Genomic DNA, 14,725 nt, shown 5'->3' on the forward strand with positions numbered 1-14,725 from the left:
GGCAGGACAAGGTTTTATCAACCATCGACATAGAGGTCAAGTAGAATTACTTCCGGTATAGCTGCTACCTGTGTATTAATTTTAGACCAGGCACGGTCATTACCGATAATTGCCCCACACCCGGCTGTTTTTGCTGTAGCAATAATAAGGGCGTCAGGAAGACGCAAGTTTGTTTTTGCCCGGATGGCTGCAGCCATTTGGCCAATCTGGCGCGAAATAGGGATTACCTTGAGGCCTGGAAAATCGTCCAGGAATAATTTTACCATAGTTAGCGCTTCTTGATTATCTTGCTTTAGAGGCCCAACCAGGAGTTCTGTTTCGGTAATTACAGAAATGACAGCTTCTAGATTTTGTTGTTCAAAAAGGCCGAATAAAGGATTTAAGATAGTGTCGTAAGGGCTAATACCCTGCAAAAAATAGATTATGGTATTTGTATCGAGGAGTAAGCGCTGGAAACCGGCAATCTTGTTTAAGAAGGCGTCTTTTCCCATGTTTCGCGTTCCTTCCCGACATAGACGTCTATCTCTTCTTTGGTTTGGCCGTAGATACCCTTTAATGATCCGGCCAGCAATTCAGTATAACTTTTAGTTTTGGGCCAAATGATAAGCTTATCTCCATGTACTTCCAACAATAATTTTTGTCCCGGCTGGATACCAAGCTTTTTATAAATGGCGGCAGGTATGGTTATTTGGCGCTTACTGGAAACTTTTATGATGGCTTGATCCATTTCATTTCCTCCAAATCATTTTCTTACTTACTATTATACGGCCGCTAAGTGGTTTTGACAACAACTTACCCGATAAGAAGATTTTTTAATTCGGGCTATCAGGCGGCGGGGAAAGGTGCTAAAATTAATTATGGGTGATTAAAGTTGCCATTTATTGCCGATCTCCACATCCACTCCTGTTATTCCCGGGCCACGAGCAAAGATGCCAGCCCGGAAAACTTCTACCGCTGGGCCCTTTATAAAGGCGTGACCCTGGTGGGCAGCGGCGATTTTACCCACCCGGCCTGGCGGGAGGAGCTGAAAAATAAACTGGAACCGGCGGAGGAGGGCCTTTACCGCCTGAAGGAGGAACTCTGCCGGGCAGTAGAGGAAGATACCGGCCCTGCCGGGCGACCCGTCGTGCGTTTTATTATAAGCGGGGAAATCAGCACCATCTATAAAAAAGGCGGGCGCACCCGTAAAGTCCACCACCTCATCCTCCTGCCCGATCTTGAGGCAGCGGAAGCCCTCAGCCGCCGCCTGGAAGGGATCGGCAACCTTCATTCTGACGGCCGGCCTATCCTCGGCCTGGACAGCCGCCAGCTCCTGGAGATGACCCTCGAGTCCTGCCCGGAAGCCATCTTTATCCCGGCCCATATCTGGACCCCCCATTTCTCCCTCTTTGGCGCCAACTCGGGGTTTGACAGTATAGAAGAGTGTTTTGAGGACTTGGCTGATTACATCTACGCCGTGGAAACGGGCCTTTCCTCCGACCCGCCCATGAATTGGCGCCTTTCAGCCCTGGACCGCCTTACCCTTGTCTCCAATTCCGATGCCCATTCTCCCCGCCACCTGGCCAGGGAGGCCAACATCTTCAACACAGAGCTTTCCTACCCGGCCATCCGCCGGGCCCTGCAGGAACGGGAGGCGGCTGGTTTCCTGGGAACGCTGGAGTTCTTTCCCGAGGAAGGCAAGTATCACTACGACGGCCACCGGGCCTGTAATATCTGCTGGCCGCCGGCCCGGACGCGGGCGGCAGGTGGAATGTGCCCCGTCTGCGGCCGCAAGGTGACCGTTGGCGTGCTGCACCGGGTGGAGGAACTAGCCGACCGGGAAGAGGGGTTTCGGCCGGAGGGCGCCCGTTCTTACGAGAGCCTGGTTCCCCTGCCGGAGGTGCTGGCGTCAGCCCTGGGAACGGGTACCGCTTCTAAAAAGGTCACCGCCCTTTACTTTAACCTGCTCCACCGCCTGGGCCCGGAACTGGTAGTGCTGCGGGAGGCCCCCCTGGAGGCCATCGCCCGGGTGGCCGGAACGCCGGTGGCTGAAGCCATCCGGCGCATGCGCGCTGGCGAGGTAGAGAGGCAGCCGGGCTTTGATGGCGAGTATGGCCGGATCCTGCTGCTCCGGCCGGAGGAGAGGGAGTATTGCGCGGGGCAGGCCAGCTTGTTTATGGAAGCCGGGGAGATTGCTGCCACAGCAGCTACAAGTACCTGCCAGGCAAGCACAGCCGGGAAAAAGACTAAACCCGGTAAGGCCGTAAAGGAGAACGCAGCGGCAAAGGGCAGCTATGCGGCAGCGCAGGCGAGGCGGCGGGCAGCCCCGGAGGAGTTAGCCGTGCCGGCAGGGGGAGGGGTGACGCCATCTATAGCGGAGGACCCAAGCCAGCCCGCAGGCCCTGCCGGTGGGGAACCCGTTCCGGTTAAGGCGGTAACAGGCCCCGGGGTTCCCCTGGTCGGCCTCAATGAGGAACAGCGGCTGGCAGTCACCGCGGTAGAAGGGCCGGTTATTGTCCTGGCCGGGCCGGGCACGGGTAAGACCAGCACCCTGGTCCACCGCCTGGCCTACTTAATAGGGATGCGAGGCATTTCTCCCGCCCAGATTACGGCCGTCACCTTTACCAATAAAGCTGCCACCGAAATCCGGCAGCGCGTGGTTGAACTGCTGGGGGAGGCCGGGGGGATTGAGGATTTAACCATTGGCACCTTTCACAGCATTTGCCTGGACCTGCTGCGGTGCCGGCCGGGACAGGACCGGGCGATGGCTCCGGCCTTTACCGGCAGGGAGCAGCCCACCGTCCTTGATGAGAGCGACGCCAGGAGCATCCTGGCAGAGATCCTCCAGGAAAGCGGGAGGGGCGGCTCCCGGCAGGCCCCGAAGCTGCAGCGGCAGATTTCCTTGCTAAAAAGCCGTGGCCTGCTTCCCTCATCCCCCGGGGTTCCGGAGGACCTGCGGCCAGTTTACAGCGCCTACCAGGAGCGGCTGGCCGAATACGGTGTCATGGACTACGATGATCTCCTGCTCCTGGCGGTTGAGTTGCTGGACGGTTGGATGGCTGCCGGGGAGGACACCCCGGAGGTTAAAAGGCTGCTGGCCCGGTTTACCCACCTCCTCGTTGACGAATTCCAGGACGTCAACCCGGTCCAGTACCGGCTGATCAGGCTCTGGAGCGGCGACGGCGGCAATCTCTTCGTCATCGGCGACCCCGACCAGGCCATCTACGGCTTTCGCGGGGCCAGTAACCGTTTTTTCCGGCAGCTCCAGGAGGACTTCCCGGCTGCACGGGTTTTCCGGCTAACCCGCAACTATCGCTCCACGCCCACCATCCTCCGGGCGGCTGCGGCCGTAATCGCCCATAACCCGCATCCTGGCCTTAAACTTCCGGGCGACAAGGTTCTTGTCGCCGCAAAGGAGGAGGGGCCCCCGATCCTTCACCTGGAGGTCCCCGGTGAGATGGCTGAGGGCATCGCCATTGTCAGGGAGATCGGCCGCCTGGTAGGCGGCACGACCATGCTTCAGGCCCACGGCCAGGGAGGCATGGCACCCGTGGAAGTCCCGAGGGGGATGGCAGGGGAAGCCCTCGGTTTTGCCGATATAGCCGTCCTAGCCCGGACGGGGCGCCAGTTAGAGACCCTGGAAGAATGTTTCCTGAAGGAGGGGATACCCTACCGGCTGGTAGGCCGCGAAAGCTTCCTGGAAGACCGGCCGGTACGGGAGGCCCTGGCCTTTTGCTGGTGCCTGGTCAACCCGGAAGACGATTTCCATATTTATCGCTGCCTCGGTGCGGGCCCCTTTGGCCAGGATAAAAGAGATATCGCCCTGGTCCGGGAGACAGCCAGGCAGATGCATTGCCCGGCCTGGCAGGCCATAGAAAGGTTAACGGCAGGCGAGGCGTCGCCAGGGGCAGCAGCCAGGAAGGGTTTGCTGGCCTTCAGGAATGCTGTGGAGACCTGGAGGACCATAATGCGCCAGGAACCTCCTGAGCGCCTCCTGGCCCGCTGGTTGGAGGAGCATAACCTCCAGGGAGTGGCAAGCATGAACCGCCTTATGCGGGTGGCAGCGCGTTTTAACGACCTTTCTGCCTTCCTGCGCGGGGTCGTCCTGGCCGGGGAAGCAGACTATGAGCGCTGGGGCAACAATGTTACTACCCCCGAAGCAGTAAGCCTGATGACTCTCCATGCAGCCAAGGGGCTGGAGTTCCCCGTGGTCTTTATTGCCGGTGTAGAAGACGGGATGCTTCCCCTAAAAGAGCGGGAAGCCTCAACCCTGGCTGATAGCGACCTGGCTGAGGAACGCCGCCTGTTTTACGTCGGCCTTACCCGGGCGCGGGATATATTGATCCTGGTATCATCCCGCAGCAGGACTATTGCTGGCAGAAAGGTACCTTCCCGGCCCTCTCCTTTCCTGCTGGAAATACCTCCGGAGTGCCTGGAGAAAAAGGTCTGGACCGGAAAGGCACAGGGGAAGCAGGATGATGACGAAGGGAAATATAAACAACTCAGCCTGTTTTAAAAATGGGACTTTAAAACCAGCACCCTTAACGGAATTACGAGGTTAAGGAACGCATTGGGTGGCGGCGCCGGGTGGCGGTTATATCTGCAGCAGCGCCAACAGCCTGCCCAGCTACGCCAAGCTGGAAAACGCCCTGGCTATGCGGGACGCCATTAAGAAGTATGGCAGGTATCCTATTGAGTTAGATTAGTATAAGCGTGCGCTTAATGCGGGGGGCAATGCCCCCGCTTAAGTTAAATCGTTTTTCCCGGCAGGATTTAATACCCGGTCTTTTTTAATGGTTCCCGGAGTTTGCTTATTATAGTAATATGTTTATAAGACTAGCATAGGGGGAGGTAACATTAAACTTGATGCGGCGCATTATCGCCTGCGAAGTTTTGCGCTACGAATTGGAAAGCCTGGGCGTGCAGCCGGACGAAGCCATATTTTTAAAGCAGGGCCTGCACCGGACCCCGGAAAAGCTGCGGGCTACCATCCAGGAAAACATTGATCAATTAGAAGCCGGGGGTTTCCGCGGCAGGATTATCCTGGGTTACGGGCTTTGTGGTAATGGCATCGCAGGTCTTAAAGCCAGGTATTGCGACCTGGTATTTCCTGGAGCCAATGACTGCATTGACCTCCTCCTGGGTTCCTGCCGGGCCCGCCAGGAAGATACGCTGAAGGGCTACGCCTACTACTTCAGCCCCGGCTGGGTCGCTTTCAGTGAGAACTCTTATACTGAATACCAGCGCTGCCTATCCCTTTACGGGGAGGAAACGGCTCGCTGGGTTATAGGCGAGATGCTGAAGGCCTATACGCGGGTAACTTATATTGATACCGGACAACAGGCTGGGGAGGAAGATCGAGAGTTTGTCAGGTTATTTGCCACGACCTTTAGTCTTATTCCGGATGAAATTAAAGGTAGCCTGGAGTGGCTGGCTCGCCTTTTACATGGCGAAGGTGACGATATAATTAAGATTGCTCCTGGAACGGCAATTGAGGCCGATAAACTGGGGCTGGCAGGGAATATTCTGAGCCAGTGACAGGGTGATAAGGCTAAGGCAGTAAGTAAACTGATTCCGCGACCGGGTAAATACCCGGTCTTAATTTTTGTACGCTCATCAAAATGCTATTAGAGGCGGAAGCTTACCGCCCTTCCATTCGATAGCAGCATCCTGATTATTCCCTCCAGGTATGCCCTTACTGGCGTTTATGGTATAATACTGGCGGAGAAGCAAGGTATTACCCTGGCCAGGTTTTACGCCTGGCGATAAGCCCAGGGAATTTCCCGAGGGGGTATATTATGGCCACTGATAAAATTGTCATCCAGGGGGCGCGGGCCCACAACCTGAAGAATATTAACGTCACTATCCCCCGGGATAAACTGGTAGTCATTACCGGCCTGTCGGGGTCGGGGAAGTCTTCCCTGGCCTTTGATACCATCTATGCCGAGGGACAGCGCCGTTATGTAGAGTCCCTTTCTTCCTATGCCCGGCAATTCTTAGGCCAGATGGACAAACCTGACGTTGACGTTATCGAAGGACTATCCCCGGCCATTTCCATTGACCAGAAGACGGCCAGCCATAACCCCCGCTCCACGGTAGGTACGGTGACGGAGATCTACGACTACCTGCGGCTGCTTTTTGCCCATATTGGCCGCGCCCATTGTCCCCGGTGCGGCCGGCCCATTACGCCCCAGACGGTTTCCCAGATGGTGGACCGTCTCCTGGCTTACCCGGAAGGAACCCGTTTCCAGGTTATGGCCCCCATTGTCCGGGGCCGCAAGGGGGAGTACCGCAGCGTCCTGGAGGAGATTCGTAAGCAGGGCTACGTGCGCGTTCGTGTTGATGGCGAGATCCGGGAAACGAGCGAGACTATTAACCTGGCTAAGAATAAAAAACATACCATTGAGGTAATCGTGGACCGCCTCCAGGTGCGGCCGGGGGTGGCCCCGCGCCTGGCCGAATCCCTGGAAACGGCCTTAAAGCTTGCCGATGGTATTGTCCTTATCGATATCGCCGGTCAGGAAGAGCTGCTTTTAAGCGAGAAATTCGCCTGCATCGAGTGCGGCGTCAGCCTGCCGGAAATCACGCCGCGTCTCTTTTCTTTTAATAATCCCTACGGCGCCTGCCCGGCATGTACCGGCCTGGGTGTAACTATGAAGGTCGATACCGACCTGGTCATTCCCGATCGCGACCTTACCTTAAGGGAAGGGGCCATAGCGCCCTGGAGCCGCAGCAATAACGGTTACCAGCAGATACTGGAGTGCCTGGCTGAACATTACGGTTTCAGCCTGGATGTGCCCGTACGGGAGCTCAAGCCGGAGCACCTGCAGGTTATCCTTTACGGTTCCGGGCAGGAGCGGATTAAATTCCGCTACACCAACCGTTTTGGTGACCGGCGCACTTACGAAGCCCCCTTTGAGGGGGTCATCCCCAATCTCGAGCGGCGCTACCAGGAAACCCAGTCGGAGTGGGCGCGGGCGGAGATTGAAAACTATATGAGCCAGCAGCCCTGCCCGGCCTGCAAAGGGGCGCGGCTGAAACCGGAAGCCCTGGCCGTCCGGGTTGGCGGCCTTAATATCTGCGAAGTGGCGGCCCTTAATGTCCGGGCGGCCGCCGGGTTTTTGCGCAATTTAACTTTAAGCGAGCGCGAGGAGATAATCGCCCGCCAGATTTTAAAGGAAATCCAGGCCCGGTTGCAGTTTTTGCTGGATGTGGGCCTGGACTACCTGACCCTGGACCGGGCGGCGGCCACCCTCTCCGGGGGGGAAGCCCAGCGCATCCGCCTGGCCACCCAGATCGGGTCGCAGCTCATGGGCGTCCTGTACATCCTGGACGAGCCCAGCATCGGCCTGCACCAGCGGGACAACGCCCGCCTGATTGCCACCTTGAAGCGCTTGCGGGATCTGGGCAACACGGTCATCGTCGTCGAGCATGACGAGGATACCATGCGGGCCGCCGACTATATCATCGACATTGGTCCCGGGGCCGGGGAGCAGGGCGGCCGGGTGGTGGCGGCCGGTACCCCGGCAGAAGTAATGGCCAATCCCCGCTCCCTCACCGGCCAGTATTTGAGCGGCCGGCGGCGTATCCCGGTGCCGGCAAGGCGGCGCCGGCCGGGCGACAAATGGTTGACCATTAAAGGCGCCCGCGAGCACAACCTGAAAAATATCGATGTCAGCTTTCCCCTGGGCCTGTTTATCGGCGTTACCGGTGTTTCCGGCTCCGGCAAGAGCACCCTGGTCAATGAGATCCTCTACCGGGCCCTGGCCCAGCGCTTGAACGGTGCCCGGACCAACCCGGGGGCCTTTGAGGCCATTACCGGCACCGAGCACCTGGACAAGGTCATTGAGGTCGACCAGTCGCCCATCGGCCGGACGCCGCGCTCCAATCCGGCCACCTATACCGGTGTTTTTGACGACATCCGCGCCCTCTTTGCGGCCACCCCGGAGGCCCGCACCCGGGGTTACAAACCGGGGCGCTTTAGCTTTAATGTGAAGGGCGGCCGCTGCGAGGCCTGCGGCGGTGATGGTATCATTAAGATTGAGATGCATTTCTTGCCCGACGTTTATGTACCCTGTGAAGTCTGCCAGGGGAAGCGTTATAACCGGGAGACCCTGGCCATAAAATACAAGGGAAAATCCATTGCCGACGTCCTGGCCATGACCGTGGACGAGGCGGCGGAATTCTTTGCCGCCATTCCCCGCCTGCACCGGCGCCTTGCCACCCTCCAGGACGTGGGCCTGGGCTACATCACCCTGGGCCAGCCGGCCACCACCCTTTCCGGCGGGGAAGCCCAGCGGGTGAAGCTGGCCGCGGAACTGGCCCGGCGCAGCACCGGCCGGACCATGTATATCCTGGACGAGCCCACCACCGGCCTGCACATGGCCGACATCGAGCGGCTGTTGAACGTCCTGCAGCGCCTGGTGGATGCCGGCAATACGGTGGTGGTAATTGAGCACAACCTGGATGTCATCAAGTCGGTGGACTATATCATCGACCTGGGCCCCGAGGGCGGTGAAGGCGGCGGCCGGGTGGTGGCCACCGGCACGCCGGAAGAGGTCTGCCGGGTGGCGGAATCCTATACCGGCCAGTTCCTGGCCCCCGTCCTGGAGCGGGATAAAGAGAGGCAGGCGGGCCGGGACCTGGAAGGAAGCCCGGAGCACCGGCCCCAGGGTGGGCATCAGGACCTGCCCCGGGTAGTAGGGCAGGAGTAAATAAGAAATCTGGCATGGAATAGCGACCACTTCATGAACAAAAGATGGGCCTGTAAAGGCAGGGGTATGTCCCGGAGCCGTGAATAGCGAAGCAGAGGTCAAAAGGACAGGCGAGGTGAGGCTAACCGTTGCCGCTGCCGAGGACGCCTGAGCGAGCATTTGCGAGGGAACAAACGCCAACTCATAGAAGGATTAAAGCTTGCTGAACCAGTAGCCTGTTCATTGGCAATCCGCAGGCGGCGTGCAACGGTCCGAACCGAGCCGTTGTCCTGTCGGCGCGTAGCTCCTGAGCGGCGGAGGGACATACCCCCGCCAGGAAGTATGCTGTTTTCGAAGAAGGGATACCATGGACCTGGAGGAGAAACTGGCGCGCTTGCCGGATCACCCCGGCGTCTACCTCATGCGCGATGCCAAAGGCGAGATCATTTATGTCGGCAAGGCCGCTTCCCTGAAAAACCGGGTGCGCTCCTATTTCCGCGGCCAGCACCCGCCGCGGACGCAGGTCTTAGTCAGCCATATTGCCGACTTTGAGTATATCCTGACGGATAACGAAGTCGAGGCCCTGATTCTAGAGTGCAACCTGATTAAAGAACACCGGCCCCGGTACAACGTCAGTTTAAAGGACGACAAAAGCTACCCGTATATCAAAATAACCACCCAGGAACAATTTCCCCGGCTGCAGATCACGCGCTCCCTGGTCCGGGACGGTTCCCGCTACTTCGGCCCCTACACCAACGTGGGGGCTTTGCGGGAAACTTTAAAAATCCTGCGCGGCCTTTTCCCGGTTCGCACCTGCCGGGAGACGCCCCTGCAGCACCGCAGCCGGCCCTGCCTCAACGCCCATATTAACCGCTGCCTGGCTCCCTGCAGCGGTAAGGTCAACCCGGAGGCCTACCGGGAAGCGGTAGACAATATTGTCCTGTTCCTGGAGGGGAAACATACCACCCTGGTCAAGGAATTAAAGGAACAGATGGAAGCCGCCGCCGGACGGCTGGAATTTGAAAAGGCAGCCAGGCTCAGGGACCAGCTGCGGGCGGTGCAGGAGGTCTGCGAACGCCAGAAACTTGCTGCCGCCAGCGGGGAGGATGCCGATGCCGTTGCTTTCGCCCGGGAAGGGGAAGCGGCCCTGGGCCTTATCTTCTTCAGCCGGGGTGGAAAGGTTATCGGCCGCGACCATTTTTTCCTTACGGGGACAGAGGGCTTATCCCGGGGCGAAATTATGGCAGCCCTGCTGAAAGAATATTACAGCCGGGGGGTAGAAATTCCCCCGCAAATCCTCCTCCATGACGAACCGGATGACGCCGCCACCATCGCCCGCTGGCTGGGCCGGCTGCGCGGCGGCCGGGTCGAGTTGAAGGTACCCAAACGGGGCAGCAAGTTAAAGCTGCTGCAGCTGGTCCATGAAAATGCCGTCAGCCTCCTCCAGGAGCACCTCCTGGCCCGCCGGCGCCAGGAGGAGGGTGGCAAGGCGGCCCTGATGGAATTGCAACAGGCCCTTGGCCTGCCGCGGTTGCCGCGGCGCATGGAAGCCTATGATATTTCCAACTTCCAGGGGAGCAGCCCGGTGGGGGCCATGGCTGTCTTTGTGGACGGCCGGCCGTTGACCTCGGCCTACCGCCGCTTCCAGATCAAGACGGTCAAAGGCCCCAATGACTTTGCCTCCCTCCAGGAGGTTTTAAGCCGGCGTTTCCGCCGCGCCGCCGGGCAGGACCCGCGTTTTGCCGAGTTACCGGATTTCGTTCTTATTGACGGGGGCCTGGGCCAGCTTCATGCCGCCCGGGAGGTCATGGCGGCCATGGGTGTGGCGGCCATTCCTACCTTTGCCCTGGCCAAGGAGGAAGAGCTGTTGTTCCGGGAGGGCAGCCACGAACCGGTACGCCTGCCCCGGGATAGCCGGGCCCTGCAGCTCCTGCAGTACCTGCGGGATGAGGTACACCGCTTTGCCATTACCTACCACCGCCAGAAACGGGAAAAGGGCGCCTACCGCTCGGTACTGGATGACATTCCCGGAGTAGGTCCCAAACGTAAAAAAGCCCTGCTGCGCCATTTTGGGTCTGTTGCTAAAATAAGGGAAGCTACTTTAGACGAATTAATGGCCGTAGAAGGGATGAACCGGGCGGTGGCGGTCCGCATCCTGGAAGGCCTGGGGAGGAAAAATAATGGGGAGAATCCGGCTGGTAGCCCTTGACCTGGACGGGACGCTGTTAACCGACGATTTAGTTATTGAGCCACGGGCTAAAGAAGCCATAAGGAGAGTCCGGGAAAGGGGCATAACCGTAACCCTGGCTACGGGGCGCATGTTCAGTTCGGCCAGGCCCTACGCCGTGGAACTGGGGCTGGATTTGCCGCTTATTGTTTACCACGGCGCCCAGGTGCGCCACTCAGGGACGGGGGCAATCCTTTTTGAGCGCACTATTCCTTTAGCCCTGGCCCGGTGTTTAATCGAGCACATTCGCGAATTTGGTTATGCCTATAACGTTTACCTGGATGACCTGCTCTATGTAGAAAGCATCCAGGCTGAGAACGAAGAATATGCCCGGCGGGCCGGGGTGGATTTACACCGGGTGGAGGATATGCTAACTTTTCTCCAGGAGGAGAAAAGAGAGCCCCTGAAGATCGTCGCCCTCCGTGACGGCCCGGAACTGGATCCCCTGGAAGCGGCCATCCGCCGGGACGTGGGGGAAGGGGTTTACCTCACCCGGTCACTGCCCCATTACCTGGAAATGCTCAACCCAGAGGTTAACAAGGCCCGGGGGCTCCAGGCCCTGGCGGAACGGGAGGGCATCCGGCCGGAAGAAATTATGGTTTTTGGTGACAGTTATAACGACCTCCAGATGTTCCGCTATGCCGGCCTGGCGGTGGCCATGGCCAACGCCCCGGCGGAAGTCCGGGCGGCCGCCGATTATGTCACCGGCAGCAATAACGACGGCGGCGTTGCCCGGGCCCTGGAGAAATTTATCCTGGGAGGTTGAACTTTGCTCCAGTCCTTCCGGGCTGATTATCATGTGCATACCCGGCGCAGCGACGGCCGGGCCAGTGCCAGGGACATGGTGGCGGCGGCCCGCCGGGCCGGGCTGGAGGAAGTGGCCCTGACTGACCACGGCCCGTGCAATATCGGTGTGGGCGTCAATGCCGCCGGCGTATTCCTACGCCTGAAAAGGAAAGTGGCAACCTGGGAGTCCCCGGGTATCCGGGTGCTGGTGGGGGCCGAGGCCAATATTGTCGGTTTAAACGGGGAAATCGACATCCCGGCCGCCGTTTACCGGCAGCTGGATCTCCTGCTGGTGGGGCTCCATCCCTATGTCCTGCCCCGGGACTGGCCGGCGGCCCGTGACCTGGTGCTGGCCAACCAGCTCCAGGGGCGCAGCCGCCGCTGGCGCGAAAGGGCCGTGGAGGCCAATACGCGGGCTTTGATGGCGGCCCTGGAAAAGCACCCTGTCTTTTGCCTCACCCACCCGGGCCTGGGGATGCCGGTGGATATTGAGCCCCTGGCCCTGGCCTGTGCCCGGGCCGGCACCCTGTGGGAGGTAAACGTCGGCCACCTCTACCAGCGGCCGGAAGAACTGGCCCGGGCAGCCCGCTGCGGGGTGAGGTTTGTCGTCAACAGCGACGCCCACCAGCCCGCCACTGTGGGCCGCCTGGAAGAGGGATGGGAACTCCTGAGGGCCGCCGGGGTACCCCAGGAGCAGGTAATAAACTTGCGTCATTGATGCTTTTTAAGGGAGGGGAGAGTATGACGGCAAGCAACTATCCACGTCTCGTCATTGTAACCGGCCTTTCCGGCGCCGGCAAGACCCAGGCCGTGCGCTGCCTGGAAGACCTGGGCTTTTTCTGCGTTGACAACCTGCCCCCCTCCCTGATACCTGGGCTAGTTGATCTCCTGGGGCAACCCGCTAAAGAGGGGGAAGGGATAAACAAGGTAGCCCTGGTAATGGACATCCGGGGGGGCCAGTTTTTCGACGGCCTGGAGGAAGCCCTGGCCTACCTTGATGGCCGGGGTATCCCCTACGAGATCCTTTTCCTGGAGGCGGCCGATGAAATCCTGGTGCGGCGCTATAAAGAAACCCGGCGCCGTCACCCCCTCTCCAGCGGCGGCCAGATTCTGGAAGGCATTATCGCCGAACGGCGGCGCCTGGAAGAGTTGCGGGGCCGGGCCAGCAAGATTATCGATACTTCCGAACTCACGCCGCGCCAGCTTAAAGAGCAGGTAAGCGAACTTTTTGGCGACAGCCGGCGGCAACTGGTGATTAACATTATTTCCTTTGGCTATAAATACGGCATCCCCCTGGATGCCGATCTGGTTATGGATGTGCGCTTTTTGCCTAATCCTTTTTATATCCCCGCCTTACGCCCCTTTACCGGCCATGATCGCTGTGTGGCCGAGTTTGTCATGTCTGCCCCGGAGGCCCGGCAGTTTATCGAACAGTTTGCCGCCCTCCTGCGCTTCCTGATCCCCCATTACCAGCAGGAGGGCAAGTCCCACCTGGTCATTGCCATTGGCTGTACCGGTGGCCAGCACCGCTCGGTAACCCTGGCCAACAGACTGGGAGAAATACTCCGGGGCGATAATTACGACGTAGTAGTCAAGCACCGGGATGTAGTGCGTTATCTGAGCAGCGGCAGCAGGAGGTAGGCAGGCGGGTGGAGGGTTTAAAATGGCTTTACCCGGGCTTAAAGATTAAACGCTGGCTGTTGCTGGCTGCCCTGGGCCTGTTTTTGCTGGTTTCGGGGTTGACAGTTATCCTGGGGGTTACTTTATTAGCCTCGGCGGAAAGGGGCGTTACCTGGTTTATCCTCCATACCCTGGGGGCCCTGGGATCACCTTTACTGGGCGGGGTGGTGGCTGCCGGCCTGGGCGTGGCCCTTATCATTCTGGGGCTCCAGCGCCTGGCCAGTTCGGTTTTTAAGGTCCTGTTCCCCGGCAATACCAGTAACCTCTGGCAACTTTTTTACCGGCGCCAGTACCTGGCGAAAGGTCCCCATATAGTAGCTATCGGCGGGGGCACGGGCCTGGCCGTCCTCCTGCGGGGGCTGAAAAAATACACCCGGAATCTCACGGCCATTGTAACGGTGGCCGACGACGGCGGCAGCTCCGGCCGCCTGCGCCAGGAGTTAAAAATCCCGCCACCGGGGGATATTCGTAACTGCCTGGTGGCCCTGGCGGATACAGAAAGCCTTATGGAGGAACTGTTCAGTTACCGCTTCCACCAGGGAGAGGGCCTGGCCGGCCACAGCCTGGGGAATCTCCTGCTGGCGGCCATGACGGATATGGCCGGCGATTTTGACCGGGCCATCCAGGAACTGGCCCGGGTGCTGGCGGTTGGCGGCCGGGTTATTCCTTCCACTACCAGCCATGTCGTCCTGGGAGCCGAACTAGCCGACGGTACTACCATCCTGGGGGAAAGCAATATCCCCCGGGCCGGCAAGCGGATTAAAAGGGTGTTTTTACAGCCGGCCACCTGCCAGCCGCCGGCCGCCGCCCTGGAAGCCATAGCCAGGGCCGATGCCATCATTATCGGCCCGGGGAGCCTCTATACCAGCGTCCTGCCCAATTTACTTGTGCGCGGTTTGACTGAGGCTTTACGCCAGTCCCCGGCACCGGTGTTTTACGTCAGTAATATCATGACCCAGCCGGGGGAAACTGACGGTTATACGGTGGCCGATCACCTGCAGGCTATTATTGATCACTGCGGCCCGGGCCTGGTGGATGTAGTTATTGCCCATCGCGGCCCTATTTCCCGTGGTGCCCTGCGGCGATACGGCGAAAAGGGGGCCCGCCCGGTCCTGATCAATGGACCGGGGGTGGCTAGAATGGGCGTTGAGCTGCGTACGGGCTGGCTGGTGGACGAGATCCATGTGGTCCGGCACCACCCTGAACGCCTGGCAAGCCTGATAATGGAAGAGTTTTACCGCCACCATTCCCGGCGCCGGCAGCGCCTTATATACCTGGTCCGGGAGAAGTTTCGTAACCTGGCCCATTAACCGGGGCCGGATGGATGAACCGTACAGTAATAAAATGTTCCGGAGTGGGG

11 protein-coding genes are annotated in these 14,725 nt (G+C 59.3%); 9 read left to right on the forward strand and 2 right to left on the reverse strand.

Annotation, left to right across the window (positions count from 1 at the left end; translation table 11 throughout):
* Positions 1-17 precede the first annotated feature (17 nt).
* Entirely contained in the window at positions 18-491 is a 474-nt protein-coding gene (locus tag MOMUL_RS10995) for a type II toxin-antitoxin system VapC family toxin (protein ID WP_062284908.1), read from the reverse strand.
* Positions 470-727, reverse strand: coding sequence for an AbrB/MazE/SpoVT family DNA-binding domain-containing protein (locus MOMUL_RS11000; RefSeq protein ID WP_062284910.1), 258 nt, complete (start codon positions 725-727; stop codon positions 470-472). Before MOMUL_RS11000 ends, MOMUL_RS10995 begins: the two co-directional genes overlap by 22 nt.
* Before the next feature lie 144 nt (positions 728-871).
* Here MOMUL_RS11000 and MOMUL_RS11005 point away from each other — a divergent pair, with 144 nt between their 5' ends.
* The 9 genes from MOMUL_RS11005 (at position 872) to MOMUL_RS11040 (ending at position 14,675) form a co-directional block, all read left to right on the forward strand.
* The gene (locus MOMUL_RS11005) at positions 872-4,495 is read left to right on the forward strand and encodes a UvrD-helicase domain-containing protein (protein WP_062284912.1); all 3,624 of its coding nucleotides are present in this window, start codon (positions 872-874) and stop codon (positions 4,493-4,495) included.
* 58 nt (positions 4,496-4,553) lie between these two features.
* Positions 4,554-4,685 (forward strand): hypothetical protein, encoded by a 132-nt coding sequence (locus MOMUL_RS17560; RefSeq protein WP_269085210.1) that lies wholly within the window; start codon positions 4,554-4,556, stop codon positions 4,683-4,685.
* 160 nt (positions 4,686-4,845) lie between these two features.
* Positions 4,846-5,517, forward strand: a complete 672-nt coding sequence (locus tag MOMUL_RS11010) for a DUF1638 domain-containing protein (RefSeq protein ID WP_153018368.1) — start codon at positions 4,846-4,848, stop codon at positions 5,515-5,517.
* A 260-nt stretch (positions 5,518-5,777) separates the two neighbouring features.
* Complete coding sequence (uvrA, locus tag MOMUL_RS11015) at positions 5,778-8,693, forward strand: excinuclease ABC subunit UvrA (protein WP_062284915.1); 2,916 nt, start codon at positions 5,778-5,780, stop codon at positions 8,691-8,693.
* A gap of 346 nt (positions 8,694-9,039) precedes the next feature.
* Positions 9,040-10,881, forward strand: coding sequence for an excinuclease ABC subunit UvrC (uvrC, locus tag MOMUL_RS11020; protein ID WP_062284917.1), 1,842 nt, complete (start codon positions 9,040-9,042; stop codon positions 10,879-10,881).
* Positions 10,853-11,665: a Cof-type HAD-IIB family hydrolase gene (locus MOMUL_RS11025; protein ID WP_062284919.1), complete on the forward strand. Its 813-nt coding sequence runs from the start codon at positions 10,853-10,855 to the stop codon at positions 11,663-11,665. The genes uvrC and MOMUL_RS11025 overlap by 29 nt, the downstream gene beginning before the upstream one ends.
* Positions 11,666-11,668: 3 nt before the next feature.
* Positions 11,669-12,403 (forward strand): PHP domain-containing protein, encoded by a 735-nt coding sequence (locus tag MOMUL_RS11030; RefSeq protein WP_062284920.1) that lies wholly within the window; start codon positions 11,669-11,671, stop codon positions 12,401-12,403.
* Positions 12,404-12,426: 23 nt separating this feature from the next.
* Positions 12,427-13,326, forward strand: coding sequence for an RNase adapter RapZ (gene rapZ, locus MOMUL_RS11035; protein ID WP_062284922.1), 900 nt, complete (start codon positions 12,427-12,429; stop codon positions 13,324-13,326).
* Positions 13,327-13,334: 8 nt separating this feature from the next.
* Positions 13,335-14,675, forward strand: a complete 1,341-nt coding sequence (locus tag MOMUL_RS11040) for a gluconeogenesis factor YvcK family protein (RefSeq protein ID WP_062284923.1) — start codon at positions 13,335-13,337, stop codon at positions 14,673-14,675.
* The last annotated feature ends 50 nt before the right edge of the window (positions 14,676-14,725 follow it).

The sequence above is a fragment of the Moorella mulderi DSM 14980 genome, from assembly GCF_001594015.1.
Lineage (GTDB): Bacteria > Bacillota > DSM-521 > Neomoorellales > Neomoorellaceae > Neomoorella > Neomoorella mulderi.